A 22,892-nucleotide genomic window follows, 5' to 3' on the forward strand; every position below is an offset into this window, starting at 1 on the left:
ATCAGGAGACCGTCCACAGCAGGTGGCTGACCGCGAGGGCGGTGACCACCTGCCCGGCCAGCCAGAGCCGTTGGGCGGGCGGTGGCAGGTGGGCGGCGGCCACCAGCAGCCAGACCACGAACGGTAGCCAGATCCGTTCCACCTCGGCCTTGCTCAGCCCGGACAGGTCAGCCGCGCCGACCGCCAGCACGGCGGCCAGCGGCAGCAGCACCGTGGGCCCAGCTTGCCGCAGGGCGATTATCCCGGCGCGGTCCGGCCCGCGCCATCGCATCGCAAGGGTCCGCGCCGGACCGGCCGACGCGAGCGCGGTCCGGCGCAGCGCGGGCCCGAGCACCGGGCCGGCGCAGAGCAGAAGCGCGGCCAGGTTCGCCCACACCCAGTAGCCGTACGGGCGATCCGCGGCCCAGCCCTGGTGATACCGCTCCACCACCAGGTGGTAGCCGTCCAGCCACCAGAAGCCGGCCAGGGTGAACGCGGCCACCACCGTGCCGAGCCCGGCCAGTGCCGCGAGCAACGCCGGCCACCGGTCCCGCAGCCGCAGCGCCACCACCGCCAGGGCCAGAACGCCGACCAGCACGAAGCCGTACGACAGGTAGAGGGCGAAGCCGAGCAACAGGCCCCCGACCGCGGCGGCGACCAGTCCGCGCACCGCCAGCAGGGCCAGCCCCGCCGCGACCACCCCGGTGAAGATGCCATCGGCCGAGACTCCCACCCAGACCGCGCCGGGCAGCAGCACCAGGAACGGCAGCACACGGCGGGCTGCTTCCTCCGCGCCGAGTGCCCGCAGCGTCACCGGCACCGACACGGTCACCGTCGCTCCCACCAGCACACATGCGAGGGCAGCGACGGTGGGACCGCCGAGGCCGATCCGGTCCAACCCGACGAAGACCAGTAGCGCCCCCGGTGGATGGCCGGCGGTGTGGGTGGACCACGCCTCCGGCTGGAAGTCGAGAATCCGGGCGTTGAAGCCGGCCAGCATGGTGGTGATGTCGGTGACCCGGGGCACCTCGTGCAGGTATTCGGCCTGCGCGGTGAGTCGCCGGGTGAAGCCGGCCGACCAGCCGTCCACCAGCGCCAACGACATCGTCCATGCGACCGTCACGAGATAGGCCGCGACCAGCAGCTGTCCCCACCCGGCGGTGCGGGACCATCGGACGCCCCAGCCGAGCACCCCGGCGGCGACCAGAAGCGCGGCCGGGGTGCCCCAACCCAGGTGTGGACGCCAGGTGGCGTACAGCGGCGCGGCGTCGGCGTGCAGACCGACACCGCGCGCGTTGAGCAGCAGCCCCACCGCCACCGCGGTGGCGACCAACGCGACCTCGACGCCGAGCACCACCAGGTCGGCGTCGACGCGTCGGGCGGGCACCTCCGGTCCCCGCCGCAGGGGCGCGAGCACTTTCATGACCACCGGACGGTACGGCCATCGCCGGCCCGGTGCTGCGGGAACGGGCAGGACACCACCGTTCGATGAGGGAGTGACGCTGGCGAGGATGCTGATGGTCCGATTTCGCCTATCTCGGGCGGCTTGGCGTCCTAGCGTTTCCGTTATGCCATCACCGATCGACGTGGTACTGCCGTGCCTCGACGAAGCCGCAGCACTACCCGGCGTCCTGACCGCCCTGCCACCCGGCTACCGGGCGATCGTGGTGGACAACGGCTCCCGGGACGGCTCACCGGAGGTCGCGGCCCGGCACGGCGCCCGGGTCGTCCACGAAGCGCGCCGGGGCTACGGCGCGGCCGTGCACAGCGGGCTGGAGGCGGCCGAGACCGCACTTGTTTGTGTGCTCGACGCCGACGGCTCCTTCGATCCCACCGAACTCCCGGCTCTTGTCGCGCCGGTGGCCAGCGGATCGGCCGATCTGGTGGTCGGTCGTCGTCGGCCCGTCGCCGCCGGCGTCTGGCCGTGGCATGCCCGAGCCGGGACGGCGCTGGTCGCGGCGCTGCTGCGGCACCGGGGCATACCGCTGCGTGACCTCAGCCCCATTCGGGTGGCCCGCCGCGAAGCGCTGCTCGGCCTCGGAGTCACCGACCGCGCGTTCGGATACCCGTTGGAACTGCTCATCCGCGCCGCCGCCGCGGGCTGGCGGATCCGCGAACTCGACGTGCGGTACTCGCACCGCGCCGCCGGCACCCGGTCGAAGGTCTCCGGCTCGGTACGCGGCACGCTCCGCGCGACCCGGGACTTCGCCGGGGTCCTGCGCACTGTGGAGCGATCGCGGTGACCGTCCTGCTGGTGATGGCGAAGGCACCCGTGCCCGGGACGGTGAAGACCCGTCTCTGCCCACCGGCCAGCCACGTCCAGGCGGCCCGGATCGCCGCCGCAGCATTGCTGGACAGTCTGGACACCGTACGCGCCACACCCGGCGTCACACCCGTCCTCGCTCTCTCCGGTCGGCTGGCCGACGCCGAAGAAGCCGCCGACCTGACCGCCGCGATCGACGGCTGGCAGATCCTGCCGCAGCGCGGCACCAACCTCGGCGAGCGTCTCGCCAACGCCCACGCCGACGTGGCGGACGCCTATCCCGGTCGACCGGTGCTCCAGATCGGCATGGACACGCCACAGCTCACGCCGGCGCACCTCGACGACGCCGTCCACCGCCTCACCCTGACCGACGCGGTGCTCGGCCCCGCCGTCGATGGCGGGTGGTGGGCCCTGGGTCTGCACAACCCCCGGCACGCCGCCGTACTGACGGCCGTGCCGATGTCCACCGCACTGACCGGACACCACACCATCGCGGCCCTGCGCAAGCAGGGCTTGCGCGTCGATTCCCTACCCCTCCTTCGCGACGTCGACGAGTGGCCCGACGTGCTGGCGGTGGCCGCGTCGACTCCCGGCGATGCATCAGCATGGTCGATCGACGTGAATGCCAACGGTCGTCCTGGGCGGGCCGCGGCAGTCATGCGCGGGCAGTCCGGGGGCGAAGATGCCGCCCATTCGCCGCGGCACGCTACCGGCAGCCGCTTCGCGCGCCAGGTCGCGGCGATCCAGCGCAGCCTGACAGCCGGGTTCCCAGGATGAGCCGTCGCCTACGGGCCAGACCGACCGAGGCATTCGGCAGCGCATTACGGCACCGCACCGACGACCACTGGCTGGTACACGGCGACAACGGTTGGCGCAGCCGCCTACCGGTACGTCGGTGGCACGGACCTGCCGAACCGGCGGTGGCCGCACTCGTCGCCCGGTGCACCGGCCCGACCCTCGACCTGGGCTGCGGTCCAGGCCGGCTCACACTGGCACTCACCCGGGCCGGACTGACAGCTGTCGGAGTCGACATCTCCGCGCACGCGGTCCGCCTGACCCGAGCCCGAGGCGCAATCGCCCTCCAGAGGGACGTCTTCGCCCCACTGCCCGCCGAAGGGCGCTGGGCACACGTGCTCCTGATCGACGGTAACGTCGGCATCGGCGGTGACCCCGTCACCCTCCTCGGCCGGTGCCACGACCTGCTGCGCCCCGGCGGCACAGTGCTCGTCGAACTCGAACCACCGGGTCCCGGATTGTGGCGCGGCCAGGCCCAACTGGCCATCCAGGCCGCCTGCGGTAGTTCGCGCCTCGGGCCGCCGTTTCGGTGGGCCCGGCTCGACACCACGGCGGTCACAGGGGTGGCCGCTGCCGCCGGGCTCACTGTCCGCGAGGTGTTCCGCCGCGATCGTCGCTGGTTCGGCGAGTTGGACACGGACAGCTCTGGCGCTGTCAACCCAACGAAGTGAGGTCGGTGCCGGCGAACGTCTGCTCGGCGGTCCGTTGGCCGGGCGTAGCGGCAGGCCCAGCCGTGGGGAAGCCCGCAGGGCGGGCGGGAAGGATGTGACCCAGCAACAACTCGGCCGGTGATCACCACGGTCCGCCGGGGAGCATCATGCCCGCCCGTGACCTAGCCGAGGTCCGGCGGTGCGGCAGGACGGCCGGGCGACGGTCAGACTTGGGCAGCGAGCGTGACGACCACGTGAAGGTGGCGGTGCTCGCCGGTTCGTGCTGTCCGCGTTGCTCGCGACGGTCATCCTGCGCGCCTGCACTCCTTTCTAGCGGCGGGTGCGCGAGGTGGAGACGGTCGACCGGGACCAGGACAGTGTGCCGGACATCTACGGGCCGCGGCCCGGCCACGCGGCTGGACACTGAGGCCACGCGGCCGTCCGTCTTCGCGAGCTTCGCGGTCAACATGGCTCTGCAGTACACCCAGCGCGGTCGATGGCGCGACTACCGTTACGGCGAGGTTTCGTACATCGTGCTCAGCCTTGCGGCCAAGTCCGCGCTGGCCTGGCTGATCTACGCCAACGTGCTGCGCACCTGACCGGTCGACCGAGTCGAACCTCTCGCTGCTGCACACGGAGGTTGGCTTCGGAGTCGTCAGGGCAGGTGGTCAGCGGCCGGCGTTGGTAGCCGACGTCGGATCGCGGCGTGGTGGACGGGAAGCGCGACAGCGGCCACGTCACGAACGACGGAGTCCAGCAGGCGTTGGACGCGGGGCTGCTGCCGGGAGACGAGTCGAACGTCATCGATGATCATTGCCAGGATGGTGTCGTACGAGATGCTTCTCATCTGGGCGCGGACGGTGCCGTCGTCGTCGCGGACGATGTGGGTCGGGTCGGGGCGGGTGGCGAGCCGGCGCAGGAGGTCGTGTGCTTCCTGCACCGCGCGTACGGCGGTGGTGACATCGTTGATGCCGGGGGACAGCGCGCGTTCGGCGATGTCGGCGAGCTGGCGGAAGCCGAAACCGAGGTCTTGGCCCGGGGTGCGTTCCACGCCGATGGTCACGCCCTGTTCGGCCGCCTCGACTGGCACCGGGCGAGGCGTGGCGCCGGCGGCCTGGTGGATGCGCAGCAGCGGTCCCCCCGCGACGACGAAGTCACCCGGCGTGGGCACGACGGTGACGGCGCAGTCGTGCTCGCGGGCCAGCCGCGCGAGCAGGGGGAGATCGACGTTGCTGACCATGCCGGGTTCCGAGGCCGGCACGGTCTGTGTCACCGCACCGAGGACAACGACCTGCGGTTCGTCGGGCGGAGGTAGGCCGGCGATCGACCGTCGGGTCTGCGCGCCGATGGAACCGATGATGTGGGACACCCGCATCACCGTGGTGATGTGGTGCAGGTAGTAGATGAACGTGGCGCTGCTGACCAGGACGAGCGCTATCGACACCGCCAGGGACAGCTCGGGCAGCCCCTGGTTCGCCTGGTCCGGTAGCGCGGCCAGCACCACCATGGCGAACAGGAACGTCGCGACGAACGTACCGAGCGTCGCCTGGATGATCCGGTCCTGCAGGAAGGTCCGCAGGACGCGGGGGGAGTACTGGCTGCTGGCCAGCTGCAGGGCCACGACCGTGATGGAGAAGACCAGCGCGGTGAAGGAGATCATCGCCGTGATGATCGAGGACAACAGTGACCGCGCGCCGGCGGGGCCGCTGGGCACGACCCCGCCGAAGGGAAGATCCAACTGCAGCTCCAGCGCCGACAGACCGATCGCCGCCACCACCGCGCCGATGGAGAAGATCGCCGGCACCAGCCAGAAGCTCTCCCGTATCTCGGCCAGCCGCGCGGCGGCGGTACGGGGCCGGCTCACGGCGCGCAGTTCATCGTCGTCACATGGTCATCGTGGCGGATGCCCGAACGCCGTGCCCGCTGTCCGCCGATGTCGACGAGTGTGCAGGTGCGGCAGGGTGTGAAGCGGGGATGAGCGGGTAGCGGCGTGGGATGTATCCGCTGCACCTCAGTGACGCCTTGGTCGGGGTCCTGGGGGTGCTGCTGGCGTTCTGGGGCAGCGTCATTCGCCGGGCGATCCTTGGTTGTGGGCTGCCGGGAGTCTGGTGGTGGCGGTGAGCACGGTGGTGTACGGCGTTACCGCCATGCCCGGTCGTCGCTGGTACGCGCGGCGGTCATCGGTCTCCGGTCGATGACAGCGAGGGACCGTCGGCGACCGCTACCGGTGGTCGGCCGAGGTGACGGCGGCTGGTTTCATCGGGTCGGGTGTGTGGCTGGTGATGTCCTGGGTCTCCGAGGCCACCCGGATGCCGCTGTCGGCGAAGCGATCCAGCACCCGCCGGGTGACCTGGTCCTTGACCTGACGGGCGCCGCGCACCGGCACCACGAACCGTGCCGACAGCTCGATCCAGTTCGAGGTGGCGCGGACGAACACACGGGGATCGACCTCCGCCTCGGCAGTCGGGTAGCGCTGCCGCATCGCGTCGATGGCGCTGCGCGCTTCGCCCGTAGAGGAAACGTTCTGCGCCTCCTCGCACAGGATGCTCTCCGCGAGGTGCCAGTCGGCCTCGTAGGGGATGGGCAGGGTCAGCTCCTCCCACAGGTGGTCCAGGACCATGCTGCTGTTGTAGACGGGTGTGCAGAACACGAAGCGGTTCGACAGCGAGACCACCCGGCCGGTGTACTGGCGGCCACGGATCCACGATTCCGGGTCGGTGGACGAACCACTTTCCAGGATGCGGGTGCGCAGGGGGGTTATTTCGAGGACGTCACCGCGCACGTCGCACATCTGGATCCGGTCACCGACGCGGAACTGCCGGCCGGTGATGATGCTGATCCATCCGGCGAACGCGCCGATGACCTCCTGCAGGGCCAGCGCGAGACCGACGCCGATCAGTCCGACGACCAGGCCGATCCGGCCGGCGAACGGCTTCCACAGCAGTGCCAGCGCGAACAGCAACACCACGACGGTCAGGTAGTGCGTCGCCTTGCGCAGGTAGTAACGGTTGGTGGTGTCCTTCACCCGCAGGGTGGACAGGCGCCCGGCCAGGACGGCGATGACGAAGGCCAACACGATCAGGACGACGCTGGTCACGAGGCGACCGCTCACGCTGCTCGTGTCCCAGAGTGCCTCCAGGAACCGCTCCATGTTGCTTGCCCATCGTCCTCGGCGGCGACCGGTCGGTGCGTTGCTGTCGCGTCTGCTTCACCATAGGCAGCCGTTGTCAGCGATTCTCGGAAACGGCAGGTGCGGCTGAGTCGGCCGAACGCGCCCGGCTCGACGATCCGACGTGCACCTCTCCGCGGCGCGTGGGGGATCGTCACCAGACCGTCAGCTCCCGGGCGACGAGCGCCCGCCCGCCCTCGAAGGCCCGGTACGGTCCCGGCGGCCCGAGGTGGTAGCGGCCGGTGAGGTCGCGGTGGGAGAAGCGGATCACGGTGCCCTCGACGGTCACCAACTGCGGCGCGGCAGGCGCCGACCGGCCCGTCGACAACACGAGCAGGGTCCCGTCGGTCAGGTCGACGTCGCGGACGACGAACGCGCCGTCGGTGATGACCCGCTCGACGCTCGCGGTCACGGTGAGCTGGTCGCCCACTCTCGCCCGCGCGACGGTGCCCGGTGCGGTGGTGGGCGTCGGCACGGGGCTGGGCCGCGGCGCCGCGGGCTCGCCGGTGCAGCCCCCAACGAGCAGGACCACCGCCGCGAGCGTTGCCGCTGCTGGGCGTACCCGGCCATGCCTTCTGCCCATCGGTGGTTCCTCCGCTCCGTCGTACCGCCTCAGCACCAAAGTTCCCTGGGATGTGGCGGCACCACCCCGAAACCGTGACGCTTTGGTGACGATCGACCTCAACGGGCATCGCCGCAGCGAGCCCGAGCCGACAGGCCGGGCTCGCTGCGAGCTGGCGGACGGCCGGACCGTATCGGATGGCCCGACCCATCGGCGGCGGTCATCGCCCGAAGGCCCGACCAGCTAGGCAGCGTTTCGCGCCGTGTGTCGGACCTGCCGGTTCGCCTCGGCCACCGAGCAGCCCGTGGCCCGCGGCAGGTCGCTAGCCGTCGCGCGAACCTGTGTTGTCGTGGTGACACCGAAGTCGCGCAGCCCCGAAGCGGTGGCTCGCCCGGCTGCCTCCGCCGCCCACAGGGCGTGTCGTCGAGTCTGGTCGTGGGGTTTGTCGGCCCGCGTCTCGCGGCGCAGTTGCCGGACGGCATCCGCCAGGGATCTGACGGCGTCGGGGAGATCGGACGGCAGTGGCCACGCCGGCCGCCGTCGCAACGGCTGCTCAAGGCGCGTCCGACGATGCTGGTGCGCAACGGGCAGGTGCGGCACGCCGCCCTGCGGCGGGCGCGGGTCGCGGAGAGCGAGATCCGGCAGGCGGCCCGCAGCCACGGTGCCGGGGAACTCACCGAGTTGGCCGCGGTCGTGCTGGAGTCGGACGGAAGCCTCAGCGTCATTCGGCGCGACAAAATTGGTGACGCCAGCAGCCTCGACGACGTGCTCGACCCTGCGGGCTAGATGAGCCCACGGGTGCTGGGCGCCGCTCCTGATGGCCGCCGGGGCCGTGCACCTCCGACGCTATGATCATTCGGAACCAGTGGGCACCGCGAGGTCTGGCCGGCATCGTGATGACGCACGTCTGTGGAGCGTGACCGATGCTGTTGTTGTCGTTCGCCGTTGTCCTTCTGGTGGCGGTGCTGCTCTCGGCGCTGGCCCACCGCACCATCCTGTCCACCGCGGCGCTGTTCCTGGTTGCCGGGTTCATCCTTGGCGAGGACACCACCGGGCTGCTGCACCTGCACTCCGATTCCCCGATTGTGGCGCAACTCGCGGAGCTTGCCCTGTTCGCGGTGCTGTTCACCGATGGGATGCGGGTCGGGTGGGCGGACCTGCGTTCGGCGTGGCGGCTGCCCGGCCGGGCGCTGGGTTGGGGCCTGCCGCTCACCTTGCTGATCACGGCGCTCCTGGCTCACTTCGTCGCTGGCCTGGGCTGGCCGGAGGCGCTGCTGATCGGCGCTGTCCTGGCCCCCACCGACCCGGTGTTCGCGGCTGCGCTGGTGGGCAATGACAAGGTGCCGGCCCGGCTGCGGCATCTGCTCAACGTGGAGTCCGGCGTCAACGACGGGCTGGCCCTCCCGTTCGTGGTGGTGCTCCTGGCTGTCGCCGCAGGTTCCGACGACCTGCACCTCGGAAAGATCGCCAGCGAACTGGCGGTGGGCCTGCTCATCGGTGTGCTGGTGCCACTGCTGGCAATCGCCCTGGAGCGGACCCGCTGGCTTGCGGCGTCCGCTGCGTACGCGCCGTTGAACGGGGTGGCGATCGGGCTGCTCGTGTTGGCGTTGGGCAAGATCACGCACGGCAATCTGTTCCTGGCGGCGTTCGCCGCCGGGATCACCGTGGCCACGTTCGGGCCGAGAGAACGGGCGGCGTTCGAGCATTTCGGGGAGAACATCGCCGAGCTGTTGAAACTCGCCGCGCTGCTGGTCTTCGGCGCGCTGATCTCGGTGCGGTTCCTGGGCGAGATCTCATGGACCGGCTGGGCGTTTGCGGTGCTGGCCATCTTCGTGGCCCGCCCGGTCGCGTTGTGGATCTCGTTCCTACGCTCCGGGCTCGGCGCCAGGGAGCAGGCCGCCGCGATGTGGTTCGGGCCGAAGGGCTTCGCCTCCGTCGTCTACGGGCTGCTGGTCCTGGAGTCCGGCATCGCCGCCGGGGACGAGGTGTTCCACCTCGTCGCCCTGACAATCGTGATTTCCATCTTGTTGCACTCGTCGACCGACGTGGTGATCGCGCGGGCGTTCGACGAGTCGCGGGAGGCGCCCGCCTGGTTCGGCGTGCTACACCGGGTCCGCCGACCGTTGCGGCCGAGGCGGCGAGATCGGGACAGCTCGTCCGCCGACGGGTGATGCGTTGGGGCTGTCGATCGCGGCCCAGACGGTCTTGCCGTCGCCGAAGGGGAAGAAGCCCCAGTCGGTGGTGAGGGCGGCGATGATCGGCAGGCCGCGACCACCTTCGGTGACCTGACGAGGGAGGGCCGGGGTGGTGGAGTCGGGTGTCTCGCCGTCGCGGTCCCGGACGCTGATCCTCAGCGAACCTGCCACGTCGGCGACGGTGATGTCCAGGTCGGTTCCGGCGTGTTGGACGACGTTGCTGACCAGCTCCGAGGCGATGACCATCGCTCGGTCGGCCACCACCTGCATGCCCCAGGCGTCACACTGCCGGGCGACGAGCCGGCGGGCAGCGGCGGGCGACCGCGCGTCGGCGGGCAGTCGCAGGTGCGCGCGGTACGCAGAGATCGGCGCACGTTCGGCGGGGTGTCCGAGCAGAGCTGTCCCGAGGATCGCGTGCTGACCGAGTGTGGCGCGCAGCAGGCGTCCCGGGGGAGTCAGCGGATTGGCCGACACCGCCAGCTCCGGCCCGTCGGTGTGGTCGGTGGCCCACCGGGCGAGGAACGCGCCGATCGGGACGATGTCCGCCGTCGTGAGCGCGTCGAGGTCGACCACGAGGGTCAGCGGGGCGTCCAGGGCACCCGCGAGCAGCAGGGCGGCAAGGTGTGGTTCCGCATCCGGGGTGAGGCCGCCGGCGAGGGTGATCCGGGTGCTCCCACTCTCGAAGTCGCGAAGGACGGTCCATCTCATTCGTGCCACGGGAAGGTCATCTGCCCGTCGGCGAGCCGTAGATCGTGCCGGCCGGCCGGTTGGCGGGACGCCCGAGCGTCGCCGCCACCCCGGTGACCCGGAGCACCTCGGCGACGATTCCGTTGGCGTTGCGCAGGATGAGGACCCGCCCCTGCCGGGCGGCGAACCGGTGGACGTCGACAAACTCCTTCACCGCGCCGGAGTCGATCAGTGTGGTGTCCTGAAGATCGACGATCAGCCACTGCGTTGAGGTCGCCGCGAGCGTGCGCTCCACCGCGTCGCGCAGATGGCCTGAGACGGCCATGTCCAGTTCTCCGGAGAGGTGGAGGGTCCTCGGCGCGAGCCCCGCACCGGAGGACCGGATGCTGAACACGGACTTCCGTCACCTCCTGAGCCAACGCCTCTACGGCACGCCACGTTACCTGCATGGCTGCAGGTAACCTCAGGGCTAAACGGTACCTGCTCGATGACTCCCGTCGTCAGGTGCCGACGCTGACTGTTCCCAGTGCTGCCACCACAGCTCTTCGGTGGGCTCTCCGGCGGCGATCACCAGAGAGTTGATCAGCTCGGCGGGTGTCCGTCGGCGTTCGGCGTCGGCGACGCTCAGGAGGCGTCGGATTTCGGCGGTCCGGCGTCGCATGACATCGCCCACGAGCGTTTTACCGCCCTCTGTGAGGCTCAACCAGGCGACCCGCCGGTCATCGGGTTGCTGACGTCGGGCCACCAATTCCCGCCGTACCAGGCGATTGCATGTTCTCGTCGCCGTCGACGGATGCACCCCCAACAGGGACGCGAGATCCACGGTGCGCAGCGGAGCGCGGGACGCGAGAACGACAAGTGTCCGGTACTGCGGCAGGGTGACCTCGGCGTCCACCGACCCCAGCGTTCGGGCGGTGATCCCCACCAGGGTGCGGGCCAGCGCAGACAGGCCGTCGACCAGCTGATCCTCGGCTGCGGTCGACGCGGTGCCGCCTTCCCCGTACAGTTTCACCCAGAAATGATTGCACGGGTGCACGCATAATCGTCGGGTGGGCCGTTCATGCGGGTGAGGACTGAAGCGCTGCCGGTCGATCGGGCCGCGCGGTGGGAGCGGCTGACGGCACTCCCGTTGACCGGCCTGTCGGTCCTGTTCCTCGTGGTCTACGCGGCGCCGATCCTGCGACCCGGCCTGGCGGAATCCTGGCTCCGGGTGTGCGAGTCGACGACCATCCTGATCTGGCTGACGTTCTGGGTCGACTTCGTGGTGCGGCTGAGCCTGACCAGAGCCCGGCGGCGTTTCCTGCGGGGTCACCTCTTCGACCTAGCGGTTCTGGCGCTCCCCGTCCTGCGTCCGCTGCGCGCCCTGAGACTGATCACCGTGGTCCTGAGCCTGAGCAGACGCGCGGAGTCGTGGGCACGTGGCCGGCTCGCCGTCTACGTGGGCGCCACCACCATGCTGCTGGTGCTGGTATCCGCGCTGGCGGTGCTGGACGCGGAACGGTCCGCCGCCGGCAGCAACATCACGTCGTTCGATGACGCCTTGTGGTGGGCGACGGTGACCATCACGACTGTCGGCTACGGTGATCACTTTCCGGTCACGGGGACGGGTCGGTTCGTCGCGTTGGGGCTCATGATCGGCGGCATCGGCCTGATCGGTTTCGTCACCGGCTCACTGGCAACCTGGATCGTGGATCGGGTCTCCCAGAAGGGCGGCACCGCCGCGGCGACCGCCGACGACATCGCCGCCTTGCGCGCGGAGATCGCGGCGCTACGTCGACAGCTCGCCCCGGAGACATCGCCGGCCGGCGACGATCCGGATCGGCGGAGCCATGCGGCCCAACCCTCCGGCTGAGCGCGGCGAGGGCAGGATGCCGGCCGCCCGTTCCTCCGCCGCTGACGCGCAGCCGGGCCGCTGGACCCGCTGGCTCGGGGTGCGGCTGGCCATCGGATTCATCGCGGTGGTCCTGCTGATCGACGTAGCGGCGGGCACCCATGCCGTACTCATCGGCTTTTTGGCCCTCGCCCCGCTGTTCGCCGCCGCCGTCGAAAGCCCTGGCCGCACCGCCGTTGTGTCGGCCGCCGCGACTGCGGCAGCGGTGGGGGCGGGGCTGCCCAGCGGGATGCTCGGCAGTCTCGATCACCTGCTGCGGGTGGCGGTGGTCATCACGGTCAGCCTGATGGCGGTGTACGTCGCGCGGGCCCGAACGGGACGGGAGGAGCGTCTGCGCCGGATGGCCGAGATCGTGCGGGTCACCCAGGCGGCGATCCTGCGCGAACCGCCGCAGTACGCGGCCGGAGTCGAGCTGGCCGCCCGGTACGTCTCGGCCTACGAGGAGGCCGGCGTGGGCGGCGACCTGTACGAGGTGGTGGCCGACCAGGACCGGCTGCGGATCATCGTCGGTGACGTCTGCGGCAAGGGACTTGCCGCGGTGCGGCTGGCCTCGGCGGTGGCGGGGGCGTTCCGGCAGTCGGCGATCGTTCGGCCCGACCTGACGCAGGTGGCGCGCGACCTGGACGATCTCGTCGCTCGGGAGCCGACTCCCGCCCGTGGCGCGACGTTCGTCACCGCCGTCCTGGTCGAGCTCCGCGGAGGTGAGATCCGGACCGTCAACTGCGGTCACCCCGCGCCCATCCTGCGGCACCGCTCCGGAGGAGAACTGGAGGAGTTGACGGTGTCTGCGCCGGATCGACCATTGGGTCTGGGTGGGCCTCGGACACCGGCGAACGTCTGCTGTTGGGACGTCGGTGACCGGCTGCTGGTGCTCACCGACGGGCTGCTCGAGGCACGTGACAGCCGACGGCGCTTCTTTCCGATGCCCGCGCTGAGGGCGTGTCTGGCCGAGCCGTCGGTGGACAGGTGCCTCGACGCGGTCTGGGACGCCGTGCACCGGCACGTGGGCGGCGAACCACACGACGACATCGCACTCCTGCTGGCCGAGCGCAGCCCAGCGGCCCAATGAGAGACGAACACGCGTCGCGCTTGGCGACCTTGGACACGTCTCCGGCAGCGGATAGGCTGGCCTGCGAAAACAATTCATTGCATCCATGCATGTTTCACCTGACGCTGCCACGGTTAGGAGTCGTGCGTTGGAGTTGACAGTCGACACGACGCAGATAGGGACCGCCACCCGCATCCGGCTGGGCGGGGAGATGGACCTCGCAACGAGCGGACTCGTGCACGACGCGGTCATTGCGGCGTTGGCGTCCGATTCGGTGCGAGACGTCACCCTCGACGTCACTGACCTCACCTTCATCGACTCCACCGGCATGGGAACGCTCGTGGCGTGCCAACGCGCGGTCGCCGTGCGCCGCGGCGCCCTGCGGTTGGAGAACCTCTCGTCTGTCGTCCGGCGGCAGCTCTTCGCCGCCGGACTGCTCGGCCTGCTGGGCGCAGGGGCCGAAGACCAGATCGCCCCCTCGAACTGACCCCCGCCGTCCCCTCGGCCCAGCCCAGAGATCGGATCCCCTCGTGACTCCGCCCCCGGACGCGGCCCCTCCGCGTCGCGCCGCCCTGGCCGAACGCCTCAGACACGCGGCCGTTCGGCCGCGCCAGATCATGCGCTCGCCGTGGGCAGGCCGCGTCCTGGCGGTGGTCGCGCTGGTCGCCGTCACCGCCACGGGCATCACGATCGGCACCCTGCTCGGCGCCAGAGGCGCCAGTGACGTCGGGCCGTTTCGGGTCGCCTTCCAGGTGACCCCATCCACGGAGGGCGGCACGGAGATCGCCATACCCCCGCTGGGGTCGCTCTTCCTCGACAGCCACGACGGCCCCGCGCGACTGACCGTCCGCCTCGATTCGCTCGACCAGCGACGCACCGAGGCTCTGCTCGACGACCCCGCCGGCCTCGCCCACGCCGGCTCCACGGCACCTGAGGACATCCGCGACGCCCTGGTCCGCCTCGGGCTTCGTACGCTCGGAGTGTCGGTCCTCGCGTCGATGCTGCTCGCGGGGTTGACGTTCCGGTCCGTGCGCCGCGTCGCCTGGTCGGGTGGTCTCGCCCTGCTGATCACCGGCGGCACCCTCGGCACGGCCGCCCTGACGGTACGACCGCAGGCGCTGGCCGAACCCCGATACGAGGGCCTGCTGGTCAACGCCCCGGCACTGATCGGTGACGCGCAACGGATCGCCGATGACTACAACCGCTACGCCGAGCAACTCCAACGCCTCGTCGGCAACGTCGGCGAGCTGTACGCCACCGTGTCGACCCTGCCGATCTACCAGGCTGCGCCCGACACCACCCGGATCCTGCACGTCTCGGACCTGCACCTGAACCCTGCCGCCTGGCCAATGATCAAAACCGTGGTCGAGCAGTACGACATCGACATTGTCGTCGACACCGGAGACATCACCGACTGGGGCAGCGAACCCGAGACCTCGTACGTTTCCATGATCGGCCAGCTCAACGTGCCCTACGTCTACGTCCGGGGCAACCACGACTCACCCCGAACCGCCGCGGCGGTGGCCAGCCAGCCGAACGCGGTCGTCCTGGACGACTCCGTCACGACGGTCGCCGGAGTGACGATCGCCGGCATCGGCGACCCCCGGTTCACGCCCGACAAGCAGGAGACCGAGGCCGGGCCCTGGGAGGAGCCAGCGGCGACGGTCGAGGGCACTGGGGAGCAGCTCGCCGCGACGATCCGCTCACTGGACCGACCGGTGGACATCGCACTGGTGCACGACCCCGCATCAGCGACCGCGCTCAACGGCGCCACGCCGCTGGTCCTGGCCGGCCACAGACACCAGCGAAAGGTGACCACGCTGGAGCCGACCGGGGCGGTCACCACCCGGCTGGCGGTGCAGGGCTCCACCGGCGGGGCGGGGTTGCGCGGACTCGAAGGTGACGAACCGCTGCCTCTGGTCATGTCGGTGCTCTACCTCGGCGCGGATCACCAGCTCCAGGCGTACGACGACATCCAGGTCGGCGGCGCCGGCACCGCGCAGGTGAGTCTCAACCGCAAGGTGGTCGACGGCACACCGCCAGTGAATCCGGCTGCGCCGTCCGCCACTCCCGCCAACAATTAGCTTCGAAAGCCACCCCGGCGTCATCCTGCCTAGGCCGGGACCACCTGCGGATCACCGGCGGCGTCGTGGGCGATCGTGGTCTCCTGCCGGTGGGGTTCCTCGCGCAGGATCGCGGCGTGCAGCCACTCGTCCGGGATGGCGAAACCGTCGACGAGCGTCCGCATGTTCGGGCGTAGCTCTTTGAGTAGCCCGTTCACGACGGCGGTGATCGCCTTTGAGCGGGCCGGTGTGAGCCGGCCGTGCTCCAGGAACCATCCCTTGTTGGCCTCGATGACGCTGAGCGCGTACAGATCGCAGACCCGGGAGAGCAGCGCTCGGACCACCGGGTCGGTGGTGTCGTCGATGCCGGCGACGAACGCCTCCAGGGTAATCCGGTCGATGTGCGCGGCGGCGAGGGTCAGGACGTGGTCCTGGACGTCGTTGAAGATGTCGAAGGGATGGTCCTTCTTCGTGGCCGCGCCGTTGCGCAGGCGGCGGACCGCGCCGTCGAGCAGGTGCCTCTCGCGGTCCTCGAAGGCTTTGAGCTGCCAGCCGCGGTCGGTGACGGCTACCTCGTCGTCGCGACCGGGCACGGCGCTGATCAGTCGCTCGATGAGTGACCGCGCGGCGGTGCGTTCGAGCACCATCTCGCGGACCTGCTCGGCGACGAAGGAGGCGCGCCCCCACCCGTCCAGCGAGCCGAAAGCGTCCCGGTGACCGGTGAGCAGTCCCTTGGCCACCAGTTGCAGCAGCACCGTGTTGTCGCCCTCGAAGGTGGTGAAGACGTCGGTGTCGGCCTTGAGGCTGGGTAGCCGGTTCTCGGCCAGGTAGCCGGCGCCGCCGCACGCCTCGCGGCACATCTGGATGGTGCGGGTCGCGTGCCAGGTCTGCGCGGCCTTGAGACCGGCGGCCCGGGACTCCAGCTCCCGTTGCCGGTGCTCGTCGACCGGCCCGTCGCCGCCCTGCACCTCATTGAGCGCTACGACCAGCGCGGTCTGCGCGAAGTGCAGCGCGTACGTGGTGGCCAGGGCGGGCAGCAGCTTGCGCTGGTGGGCGAGGTAGTCATTGAGCAGCACCTCCCGCTCCGCATCGGGTGTGCCGAACTGGCGGCGGATGTCGCCGTAGCGCACCGCGATGGTCAGCGCCGACTTGGTGGCCGCCGACGCGGCGCCACCCACGCTCACTCGGCCGCGGACCAGGGTGCCGAGCATGGTGAAGAAGCGCCGGGAGTCGTTCTCGATCGGGCTGGAGTAGGTGCCGTCCGGCGCGACCTGACCGTAGCGGTCCAGCAGCATGTCCCGCGGCACCGTCACGTGGTCGAAGGTGAGCCGCCCGTTGTCCACGCCGAGCAGGCCGGCCTTGGGCCCGGCGTCACCGATGCGCACGCCGGGCAGAGGGTTGCCCTGCGCGTCGCGGATCGGCACCAACCACGCGTGTACGCCGTGCCGGTGCCCGTTCGTGATCAGTTGCGCGAAGACGACCGCCATCCGCCCGTCGCGGGCGGCGTTGCCGATGTAGTCCTTCCGAGCCGCCTCATGCGGGGTATGCAGATCGAAGGTCTGCGTCCGCGGGTCGTACGTGCAGGTGGTGCGCAGCTGCTGGACATCGGAGCCGTGCCCGGTCTCGGTCATCGCGAAGCAGCCGAAAATCGTGCCCGAGATGATGTCCCGCAGATAGGCGTCGTGGTGCCGTCGGGTGCCGAGGGCCGCGACAGCGCCGCCGAACAGACCCCACTGCACGCCCGCCTTGACCATCAGCGACAGGTCGACCTGCGCCAGCATCTCACTGGCGATGATCGAGCCGCCGACATCGGAGTTGCCGCCGTACTCGGTCGGGAAGGCCGACGCCATGCCCAGCTCAGCGGGGAGTTCGGTGAGCAACCGGGAGATCCGCTCCCGCGCCTGGTCACCGGTCTCGCCGTACACCGGGAGGAAGCGCTCGTCGAGGTGCTCCCGGTGCGCGTTGCGCACCCTGGCCCACGGTCCGTCGAGCACGTCGCGCAGGCGAGCGAGGTCGATGTGGTTGAGCATGGTTCCCCCCTCAGCTGACGGGCAATGGTGTCGGCAGTGCCCAATCAAGAATACCGACGCCTCGGTGAGTCGCTGAGGGAGACCGTGGTGAGAGGGCGCACCAATCACCTGACCCCACGCCTGCCTGATCGCTTCCTCACGACGATTTGGGGTGTCGGATGAATGGGGGACGGTGTCCTCGAACTCGGCCGCGATCGGAAGCCGCGGCACTGCACCGAAGATGAGATTACGCGATCGAGTCACGATGGAATATGACAGTCTTGTGACAATTTCCTATCAACCTCAACAAATTCTGGAACTGCTCTTGGTCGGGCGTCGACCCGCTGGTGGGAGGCGTTCCAGCGGGACGATCGGCGCAGGCTGCACCAATCCTGCCCGGTCGGACCGCTGCCGGACGATGGGTTGCGCAACATCTGCCGGACGACCAGTCCGGCACCGGGGCTCGCGAATTTTTGTGTGCATATCCACAACTCTGCGGCACCGATTGGATTTGTGGCGAGGGCGTCGGTAGGTTTCGCCGCCGGGCCTATGTGACCCGCGGAATGTGATCGATGTTGATATCGACGAAGAGACGCGAAGATGGCGCCGGTGATGCGATACGCCCGCCGGTTTCCGTCGAGAGGGGGATCGTGTCCGCGCTCATAGTGCAGTCGCTCTACAAGATTTTCGGCAGCCGGGCTGACGAAGCGGTACGACGCCTGGCGGACGGCAAGCCGCGCGCGGAGGCGCTCGCCGGGCTGCCGGCCACGGCCGCGGTGATCGATGCGAACTTCGAGGTACGCCCAGGTGAGATCTTCGTCATCATGGGCCTCTCCGGTTCCGGAAAGTCGACCCTGATCCGAATGCTCAACGGCCTGCTGCAGCCCACCAGGGGCAGCGTGCGGGTCGATGGGGTCGAGCTGACCACGCTCAAGCCGGCGGCGCTGCGCAAGCTGCGTCGCGAGAAGATCAGCATGGTGTTCCAGCACTTCGCGCTCATGCCGCATCGAACGGTGCTGGAGAACGCCGGGTACGCGCTGGAGGTCGCCGGGCTGCCCAAGGCCGAGCGGCGTGAGCGAGCTATGGACGCGCTGCGCATGGTGGGCCTGACGGAGTGGGCGGACAACCTGCCCCATGACCTTTCCGGCGGCATGCGGCAGCGGGTCGGGTTGGCCCGCGCGCTCGCGGCCGGCACCGAGATTCTGCTGATGGACGAGGCGTTCTCGGCGCTGGACCCGCTGATCCGCCGGGAGATTCAGGACCAGCTCCTGGAGCTTCAGGCCGAACTGGGCAAGACGATCATCTTCATCACCCACGACCTGAACGAGGCCATGCGGCTCGGCGACCGCATCGCGGTGATGCGCGACGGTCGGATCGTTCAGATCGGCACCGCAGAGGAGATCCTGACCGACCCGGCCAACGGCTACGTGGCGCAGTTCGTCGCCGACGTCGACCGGACCCGGATCCTCACCGCCGCGTCGGTGATGGAGAAGCCCCAGCAGGTGCTCGACGTCAACGCCGGTCCCCGGGTCGCCGCCAAGGCGTTGCGGGAAAGCCAAACCTCGGTCGTCTACGTGACCGGACCGATGAAGCGCTTCCTCGGCACTGTCACCGAGGAGGAGGTGTTGCGGGCGCTCCGCGAGGGTCGCCCCCACCTCGACGGTTACGTGTCGAGCGAGCGGGTCCGCACGGTCACCGCGGACACCTCGGTGGCGGACCTCTTCGCCGACTGCGCGGAGAGTCAGCACCCGGTGGCCGTTCTCGACGAGCGTGACCGGCTGATCGGGGTGATTCCCCGGATCACGTTGCTCAGTGCGCTGGCCGCCGCAACCCCGGACGAGCCGACGCAGGGCCAGGACCAGGTGGAACTGATCGGAACGAAGGGAGCGTCGACATGAGCCTGACGCAGTCGCCGTTGGACAGTTGGCTGCCTCGGGTGCCGCTGGGCGCCTGGACCGAGTCCGCCGTCGACTGGGCCACCGCCACCCTCGGCCCGTTCTTCGACGGTGTCGCCGCGGTGGTCGAGGCGTTGGTGCGACCGCTCAACGACCTGCTCACCGGCGTACCGGCGGTGGTGGTCGTGCTGGTGCTCGCCGGGCTCGGCTGGTGGCTGCGCGGGTGGAAGTTCGCCCTCGGTACCGCGGTCGGCCTCGGTCTGGTGGCCGGAATGCCGTACTGGGAGGAGACCATGAGCACGCTCGCGCAGGTGCTCGTGGCCAGCACCCTGGCGTTGCTGATGGCTATCCCGCTGGGTGTGCTCGTCGCCGAGAACAAGCGGGCCTCCGCGGTGGCCCGGCCGGTGCTGGACCTTATGCAGACAATGCCCGCGTTCGTCTACCTCATTCCGGCGATCTTCTTCTTCGGCATCGGCACAGTGCCGGGCGTGCTGGCCACCCTGGTCTTCAGCATGCCACCCGGGGTGCGCCTGACCGAGTTGGGTCTGCGCCAGGTCGACAAGGAGATCGTCCAGGCCGCCGAGTCGTTCGGTGCGCCGCCGTGGATGGTGCTGTTGCGGACCAAGCTGCCGCTGGCACTGCCCACCATCATGACCGGTGTCAACCAGGTCATCATGCTGGCCCTGTCCATGGTGGTGATCGCCGGCATGGTGGGTGCCGGCGGCCTCGGCGACGTGATCATGTTCGCGTTGTCCCAGGTCGAGGTAGGCAGCGGCTTCGAAGGTGGGATCGCCGTCGTGATCCTCGCCGTGGTACTCGACCGGCTCACCGACTCCGCGGGCGACCGCTTCCCGTCCGCCCGGGCGCAACGTCTCGCGCGGCAGGCCGCCTGATCCATCAATCTCCGCCGACAACCCCTTTTTCCCGCGTACACGGGGTCCGCCGGCATACCCAAAAGAGGAAGGACAACCCTTTTGTTCACGACACTGAAGCGCACCCTCGCGCTCACGGTGACCGCCGCCCTTGCCCTCGGCGGCGCTGCCGCCTGTGGCGAGCAGGACGACGCGTCCGACAACGGCAAGAAGATCACCATCGGTTACATGGCCTGGGACGAGGCGATCGCGGCGTCCCACCTGTGGCAGGACATCCTGCAGGACAAGGGCTACGAGGTCGAACTCAAGAACCTGGAGGCCGGTCTCGTCTACGGCGGTCTCGCCAACGGCGACATCGACCTGTTCCTGGACAGTTGGCTGCCCCAGACGCACGCCTCCTACCTGGAGAAGTACGGCGACAAGCTGGAAAAGCTCGGCGTCTGGTACGACGACGCCAGCCTCAGCATCGCCGTGCCGAAATACGTCGAGGGCGTCGACTCGCTGGCTGACCTGGCCGGCAAGGCCGGCAGCTTCGACGGGGAAATCATCGGCATCGAGCCGGGCGCCGGCCTGACCAAGGCCACCCAGGAGAAGGTCATCCCCGAGTACGGCCTGGACGGCAAGCTGAAGCTGAAGACCTCCTCCACTCCGGCCATGCTGGCGGCCCTGGACGGCGCGATCGCCGACAAGAAGCCGATCGTGGTCACCCTCTGGCACCCGCACTGGGCCTACGCCAAGTACGAGTTGAAGGACCTCGCCGATCCGAAGGGCACCCTCGGCCAGGCCGAGCAGATCAGCACACTCGCCCGTACCAGCTTCGGCAAGGACTTCCCCGAGGTCACCGCGATGCTGAAAAAGTTCAAGATGGACGGTGACCAGCTCGCGTCCCTGGAGGACCTGATGTTCAACACCCACAAGGGCGACGAGGAGAAGGCCGTCAAGGAGTGGCTGAAGGCCAACCCGGAGTATCTCAACACTCTCTCCTGAAACCGCATGACTCGTGGGGCCCGGCCGGTTCGGCGGGGCCCCACGTCGTCTCCGCCAGTCGCTCGACGGCCCGTCACGAACGGGCACGGCGAGCCGTCACCAAAGTGGGCAGCAACCGTCATCGTTTCGTCGTCTAGTCCCGGCCCTCCCTTGGGTAGCGAATAAGAATCAGACGCTACGGAAGGAGCAGCTCATGCAACACGACATGACGGCGATTCTGGTCAAGCTCAGTGACTCCGGGCAGACGATCGCGGATGCCGAGCACGACGTGCGCGGCCGGCGCGTCCTCGACGTCGACGGTGACGACCTAGGCAAGGTTGATGACCTGCTGATCGATCGCGAGGAGCACAAGGTGCGGTTCCTGCGTGTCGAGCACGGAGGAGTTCTCGGCATCGGCGCCACCGCCACCTTCCTCCCCGTCGAGGCGGTCAGCGGCGTCACCGACGACAACGTGCGGGTCGACCTGACCCGGGAGAAGATCGAGCAGGCCCCGACGTACGACCCGGAGGTCGTCGAGGAGGCCGGCTACTACGAGGACGTGTACTGGTACTACGGCTACGCGCCGTTCTTCAGCCCGAGTGGGGTCGCTCCGCCGTACCCGGCGCCCCCGACCCGACGCTGAGTTCCGGGTACCCCCGACCGGCCGGTGTTCGGCGGCTGGACACGGCCGCCGAAACGCCGGATCACCTGTGAGGAAACGTCATGACCTACGTCCCCTGGTTTCTACCCGACGACTTTCCATCGCTGATCCAGGTCCAGCCTGCCTCTGATGATGCCCGGCTGGCCTGCCGGCTGCTGGAGAGCATGCAGCGCGATCCGCGATTGCGTCACGAACGCATCTGCATCGAGGTGCAGAACCGCGTGGTCATCCTGGATGGCGTGGTCACGTGCGCCGACGTGAGCAGGGAGGCCCACGCGCGCGCCTGGAGCACTGCGGGAGTGCACGACGTCAACAACCGGCTACGACCGTTGGAGCGGTGAACGGTCGTCCGGCGGACACGCTGGCGACGGGTGTCCCGTCCGGGTACATGCGGGTGGGGCGGCCGGTCTGATCACGGAGGAACCGGACCGGCCCCCTCGGCCTACCGGCGGCCGTCGCGGATGTCGTCAGGGGCCTTCCTGCGGCCGACCGGTGGCCGTGCTGGGCGGTCTGTCGTTGGCCGCGGGGTCGCGCCTGTCCCGGGCAACCTGCATGCCGGCCACTGTTGCCCGCCCGATCGCGCTGTGGATATCGTTCCTGCGCTCCGGGCTGAGCCTGCGGGAGCAGGCGGCCGCCATGTGTTTCGGGCCCAAGGGCTTCGCCTCGGTCGTCTATGGCCTGTTGGTGATCGAATCCGGCATCGTCGCAGCCGACGAGGTCTTTCACCTGGTCGCGTTGACGATCGTCATCTCGATCCTGGCGCACTCCTCGACCGACGTCGTGATCGCGCAGGCTTTGACGACAGCCGCGACACGCCCAACCGGCACGAGGCGCTGCGGCGGGTACGGCCGGTGCGTCGCAGGAAAGCGGTCTCGCGTCGGCCTGCCGGCGACCCCCCGGCGGCTGCCGCGCCAACCGTCACGAGGAGCGACGGTGAGGCTGCCGGCGGGCAGCCGAACGCCGAGTAGCCCAGTCCAGGCAGCGCAGGGTCACACGGCGGCAGCGGTGGCCGATGACCGTGGCGCCGCCGCCGAGGTCTACGCCGAACGCGAGGGGCCAACCAGCACCCGATGGAGCTGACCCGATGGTCGGACGGGAATGGCAAGGTCGCGCTCCCACGCTATGGCTCGCGCTCAAGGACGACCACGCAGCCGACAAGGCGACGTCTGAATGCGCATACCCGAGCG

General features: G+C 69.7%; 24 protein-coding genes and 1 pseudogene. 17 read left to right on the plus strand and 8 right to left on the minus strand.

Annotated features, from left to right (window positions below; translation table 11 throughout):
- Position 1 precedes the first annotated feature (1 nt).
- Positions 2 to 1,402: a hypothetical protein gene (locus ACLQ3B_RS05345; protein WP_425777838.1), complete on the minus strand. Its 1,401-nt coding sequence runs from the start codon at positions 1,400 to 1,402 to the stop codon at positions 2 to 4.
- 145 nt (positions 1,403 to 1,547) lie between these two features.
- Between ACLQ3B_RS05345 and ACLQ3B_RS05350 the strand changes: the two genes are divergently transcribed.
- From ACLQ3B_RS05350 to ACLQ3B_RS05365, 4 genes are all read left to right on the plus strand, one after another.
- Positions 1,548 to 2,222, plus strand: coding sequence for a glycosyltransferase family 2 protein (locus ACLQ3B_RS05350; protein ID WP_425777840.1), 675 nt, complete (start codon positions 1,548 to 1,550; stop codon positions 2,220 to 2,222).
- A complete protein-coding gene (locus ACLQ3B_RS05355) occupies positions 2,219 to 3,019 on the plus strand; it encodes a TIGR04282 family arsenosugar biosynthesis glycosyltransferase (RefSeq protein WP_425777842.1) in 801 nt (266 codons plus the stop codon). Before ACLQ3B_RS05350 ends, ACLQ3B_RS05355 begins: the two co-directional genes overlap by 4 nt.
- Entirely contained in the window at positions 3,016 to 3,708 is a 693-nt protein-coding gene (locus ACLQ3B_RS05360; protein ID WP_425777843.1) for a class I SAM-dependent methyltransferase, read from the plus strand. The genes ACLQ3B_RS05355 and ACLQ3B_RS05360 overlap by 4 nt, the downstream gene beginning before the upstream one ends.
- 146 nt (positions 3,709 to 3,854) lie before the next feature.
- Positions 3,855 to 4,286, plus strand: coding sequence for a hypothetical protein (locus tag ACLQ3B_RS05365; protein WP_425777845.1), 432 nt, complete (start codon positions 3,855 to 3,857; stop codon positions 4,284 to 4,286).
- Positions 4,287 to 4,342: 56 nt separating this feature from the next.
- Here the strand turns inward: ACLQ3B_RS05365 and ACLQ3B_RS05370 are convergent, their stop codons facing one another.
- The gene (locus tag ACLQ3B_RS05370; protein WP_425777847.1) at positions 4,343 to 5,551 is read right to left on the minus strand and encodes a DUF2254 domain-containing protein; all 1,209 of its coding nucleotides are present in this window, start codon (positions 5,549 to 5,551) and stop codon (positions 4,343 to 4,345) included.
- A gap of 131 nt (positions 5,552 to 5,682) precedes the next feature.
- Here ACLQ3B_RS05370 and ACLQ3B_RS05375 point away from each other — a divergent pair, with 131 nt between their 5' ends.
- Positions 5,683 to 5,808, plus strand: coding sequence for a hypothetical protein (locus ACLQ3B_RS05375; protein WP_425777849.1), 126 nt, complete (start codon positions 5,683 to 5,685; stop codon positions 5,806 to 5,808).
- Between the two features lie 100 nt (positions 5,809 to 5,908).
- Here ACLQ3B_RS05375 and ACLQ3B_RS05380 read toward each other — a convergent pair whose 3' ends face one another.
- The gene (locus ACLQ3B_RS05380; protein WP_425777851.1) at positions 5,909 to 6,838 is read right to left on the minus strand and encodes a mechanosensitive ion channel family protein; all 930 of its coding nucleotides are present in this window, start codon (positions 6,836 to 6,838) and stop codon (positions 5,909 to 5,911) included.
- 172 nt (positions 6,839 to 7,010) lie between these two features.
- Positions 7,011 to 7,439 carry a hypothetical protein gene (locus ACLQ3B_RS05385; RefSeq protein WP_425777853.1) on the minus strand — a complete coding sequence of 143 codons (429 nt, stop codon included), beginning with the start codon at positions 7,437 to 7,439 and terminating at the stop codon, positions 7,011 to 7,013.
- 414 nt (positions 7,440 to 7,853) lie between these two features.
- Here ACLQ3B_RS05385 and ACLQ3B_RS05390 point away from each other — a divergent pair, with 414 nt between their 5' ends.
- Together ACLQ3B_RS05390 and ACLQ3B_RS05395 are read left to right on the plus strand one after the other, a co-directional pair.
- A complete protein-coding gene (locus ACLQ3B_RS05390; protein WP_425777855.1) occupies positions 7,854 to 8,204 on the plus strand; it encodes a YetF domain-containing protein in 351 nt (116 codons plus the stop codon).
- Between the two features lie 137 nt (positions 8,205 to 8,341).
- Entirely contained in the window at positions 8,342 to 9,589 is a 1,248-nt protein-coding gene (locus tag ACLQ3B_RS05395; RefSeq protein ID WP_425777856.1) for a cation:proton antiporter, read from the plus strand.
- On the opposite strand, the gene ACLQ3B_RS05400 is transcribed toward ACLQ3B_RS05395, so the two are convergent.
- From ACLQ3B_RS05400 to ACLQ3B_RS05410, 3 genes are all read right to left on the minus strand, one after another.
- On the minus strand, positions 9,521 to 10,321 hold the full coding sequence (locus ACLQ3B_RS05400; protein ID WP_425777857.1) for an ATP-binding protein: 801 nt from the start codon (positions 10,319 to 10,321) through the stop codon (positions 9,521 to 9,523). The two genes, ACLQ3B_RS05395 and ACLQ3B_RS05400, sit on opposite strands and share 69 nt — an antisense overlap.
- Positions 10,322 to 10,337: 16 nt before the next feature.
- Positions 10,338 to 10,694 (minus strand): STAS domain-containing protein, encoded by a 357-nt coding sequence (locus ACLQ3B_RS05405; RefSeq protein ID WP_425777858.1) that lies wholly within the window; start codon positions 10,692 to 10,694, stop codon positions 10,338 to 10,340.
- Between the two features lie 75 nt (positions 10,695 to 10,769).
- Positions 10,770 to 11,312 (minus strand): MarR family winged helix-turn-helix transcriptional regulator, encoded by a 543-nt coding sequence (locus ACLQ3B_RS05410; protein ID WP_425777859.1) that lies wholly within the window; start codon positions 11,310 to 11,312, stop codon positions 10,770 to 10,772.
- A 48-nt stretch (positions 11,313 to 11,360) separates the two neighbouring features.
- Here ACLQ3B_RS05410 and ACLQ3B_RS05415 point away from each other — a divergent pair, with 48 nt between their 5' ends.
- The 4 genes from ACLQ3B_RS05415 to ACLQ3B_RS05430 all read left to right on the plus strand — a co-directional run bounded on the left by ACLQ3B_RS05415 (position 11,361) and on the right by ACLQ3B_RS05430 (position 15,323).
- Positions 11,361 to 12,152, plus strand: coding sequence for a potassium channel family protein (locus tag ACLQ3B_RS05415; protein WP_425777861.1), 792 nt, complete (start codon positions 11,361 to 11,363; stop codon positions 12,150 to 12,152).
- 16 nt (positions 12,153 to 12,168) lie between these two features.
- Positions 12,169 to 13,260 carry a PP2C family protein-serine/threonine phosphatase gene (locus ACLQ3B_RS05420; RefSeq protein ID WP_425777863.1) on the plus strand — a complete coding sequence of 364 codons (1,092 nt, stop codon included), beginning with the start codon at positions 12,169 to 12,171 and terminating at the stop codon, positions 13,258 to 13,260.
- Positions 13,261 to 13,387: 127 nt separating this feature from the next.
- A complete protein-coding gene (locus ACLQ3B_RS05425; RefSeq protein WP_425777865.1) occupies positions 13,388 to 13,726 on the plus strand; it encodes an STAS domain-containing protein in 339 nt (112 codons plus the stop codon).
- Positions 13,727 to 13,856: 130 nt separating this feature from the next.
- Positions 13,857 to 15,323, plus strand: coding sequence for a metallophosphoesterase family protein (locus ACLQ3B_RS05430; RefSeq protein ID WP_425778059.1), 1,467 nt, complete (start codon positions 13,857 to 13,859; stop codon positions 15,321 to 15,323).
- A gap of 29 nt (positions 15,324 to 15,352) precedes the next feature.
- Here the strand turns inward: ACLQ3B_RS05430 and ACLQ3B_RS05435 are convergent, their stop codons facing one another.
- Complete coding sequence (locus ACLQ3B_RS05435) at positions 15,353 to 17,332, minus strand: acyl-CoA dehydrogenase (protein ID WP_425777867.1); 1,980 nt, start codon at positions 17,330 to 17,332, stop codon at positions 15,353 to 15,355.
- 629 nt (positions 17,333 to 17,961) lie between these two features.
- Between ACLQ3B_RS05435 and ACLQ3B_RS05440 the strand changes: the two genes are divergently transcribed.
- The 6 genes and pseudogenes from ACLQ3B_RS05440 to ACLQ3B_RS05465 all read left to right on the plus strand — a co-directional run.
- Positions 17,962 to 19,209, plus strand: a complete 1,248-nt coding sequence (locus ACLQ3B_RS05440; RefSeq protein WP_425777869.1) for a quaternary amine ABC transporter ATP-binding protein — start codon at positions 17,962 to 17,964, stop codon at positions 19,207 to 19,209.
- Complete coding sequence (locus tag ACLQ3B_RS05445) at positions 19,206 to 20,099, plus strand: ABC transporter permease (protein WP_238688368.1); 894 nt, start codon at positions 19,206 to 19,208, stop codon at positions 20,097 to 20,099. The genes ACLQ3B_RS05440 and ACLQ3B_RS05445 overlap by 4 nt, the downstream gene beginning before the upstream one ends.
- Positions 20,100 to 20,180: 81 nt before the next feature.
- Positions 20,181 to 21,065: a glycine betaine ABC transporter substrate-binding protein gene (locus tag ACLQ3B_RS05450; protein WP_425777872.1), complete on the plus strand. Its 885-nt coding sequence runs from the start codon at positions 20,181 to 20,183 to the stop codon at positions 21,063 to 21,065.
- A gap of 193 nt (positions 21,066 to 21,258) precedes the next feature.
- Positions 21,259 to 21,687 (plus strand): PRC-barrel domain-containing protein, encoded by a 429-nt coding sequence (locus ACLQ3B_RS05455; protein WP_425777874.1) that lies wholly within the window; start codon positions 21,259 to 21,261, stop codon positions 21,685 to 21,687.
- Positions 21,688 to 21,767: 80 nt separating this feature from the next.
- Positions 21,768 to 22,046: a BON domain-containing protein gene (locus ACLQ3B_RS05460; RefSeq protein WP_425777876.1), complete on the plus strand. Its 279-nt coding sequence runs from the start codon at positions 21,768 to 21,770 to the stop codon at positions 22,044 to 22,046.
- A 223-nt stretch (positions 22,047 to 22,269) separates the two neighbouring features.
- A pseudogene (locus ACLQ3B_RS05465) lies at positions 22,270 to 22,673 on the plus strand (cation:proton antiporter); the annotation flags it as partial.
- Positions 22,674 to 22,892 lie beyond the last annotated feature (219 nt).

It is taken from the genome of Micromonospora sp. DT53, from assembly GCF_049841535.1.
Lineage (GTDB): Bacteria > Actinomycetota > Actinomycetes > Mycobacteriales > Micromonosporaceae > Micromonospora.

Bases quoted from the DNA above. Each gene is read 5' to 3' on its own strand.
- ACLQ3B_RS05460 (WP_425777876.1), top strand. From the start codon at position 21,768: ATGACCTACGTCCCCTGGTTTCTACCCGACGACTTTCCATCGCTGATC.
- ACLQ3B_RS05345 (WP_425777838.1), bottom strand. From the start codon at position 1,402: ATGAAAGTGCTCGCGCCCCTGCGGCGGGGACCGGAGGTGCCCGCCCGA.
- ACLQ3B_RS05415 (WP_425777861.1), top strand. From the start codon at position 11,361: ATGCGGGTGAGGACTGAAGCGCTGCCGGTCGATCGGGCCGCGCGGTGG.
- ACLQ3B_RS05420 (WP_425777863.1), top strand. From the start codon at position 12,169: ATGCCGGCCGCCCGTTCCTCCGCCGCTGACGCGCAGCCGGGCCGCTGG.
- ACLQ3B_RS05365 (WP_425777845.1), top strand. From the start codon at position 3,855: ATGCCCGCCCGTGACCTAGCCGAGGTCCGGCGGTGCGGCAGGACGGCC.
- ACLQ3B_RS05455 (WP_425777874.1), top strand. From the start codon at position 21,259: ATGCAACACGACATGACGGCGATTCTGGTCAAGCTCAGTGACTCCGGG.
- ACLQ3B_RS05395 (WP_425777856.1), top strand. From the start codon at position 8,342: ATGCTGTTGTTGTCGTTCGCCGTTGTCCTTCTGGTGGCGGTGCTGCTC.
- ACLQ3B_RS05375 (WP_425777849.1), top strand. From the start codon at position 5,683: ATGTATCCGCTGCACCTCAGTGACGCCTTGGTCGGGGTCCTGGGGGTG.
- ACLQ3B_RS05435 (WP_425777867.1), bottom strand. From the start codon at position 17,332: ATGCTCAACCACATCGACCTCGCTCGCCTGCGCGACGTGCTCGACGGA.
- ACLQ3B_RS05360 (WP_425777843.1), top strand. From the start codon at position 3,016: ATGAGCCGTCGCCTACGGGCCAGACCGACCGAGGCATTCGGCAGCGCA.
- ACLQ3B_RS05400 (WP_425777857.1), bottom strand. From the start codon at position 10,321: ATGAGATGGACCGTCCTTCGCGACTTCGAGAGTGGGAGCACCCGGATC.
- ACLQ3B_RS05430 (WP_425778059.1), top strand. From the start codon at position 13,857: ATGCGCTCGCCGTGGGCAGGCCGCGTCCTGGCGGTGGTCGCGCTGGTC.
- ACLQ3B_RS05350 (WP_425777840.1), top strand. From the start codon at position 1,548: ATGCCATCACCGATCGACGTGGTACTGCCGTGCCTCGACGAAGCCGCA.
- ACLQ3B_RS05445 (WP_238688368.1), top strand. From the start codon at position 19,206: ATGAGCCTGACGCAGTCGCCGTTGGACAGTTGGCTGCCTCGGGTGCCG.
- ACLQ3B_RS05380 (WP_425777851.1), bottom strand. From the start codon at position 6,838: ATGGAGCGGTTCCTGGAGGCACTCTGGGACACGAGCAGCGTGAGCGGT.
- ACLQ3B_RS05385 (WP_425777853.1), bottom strand. From the start codon at position 7,439: ATGGGCAGAAGGCATGGCCGGGTACGCCCAGCAGCGGCAACGCTCGCG.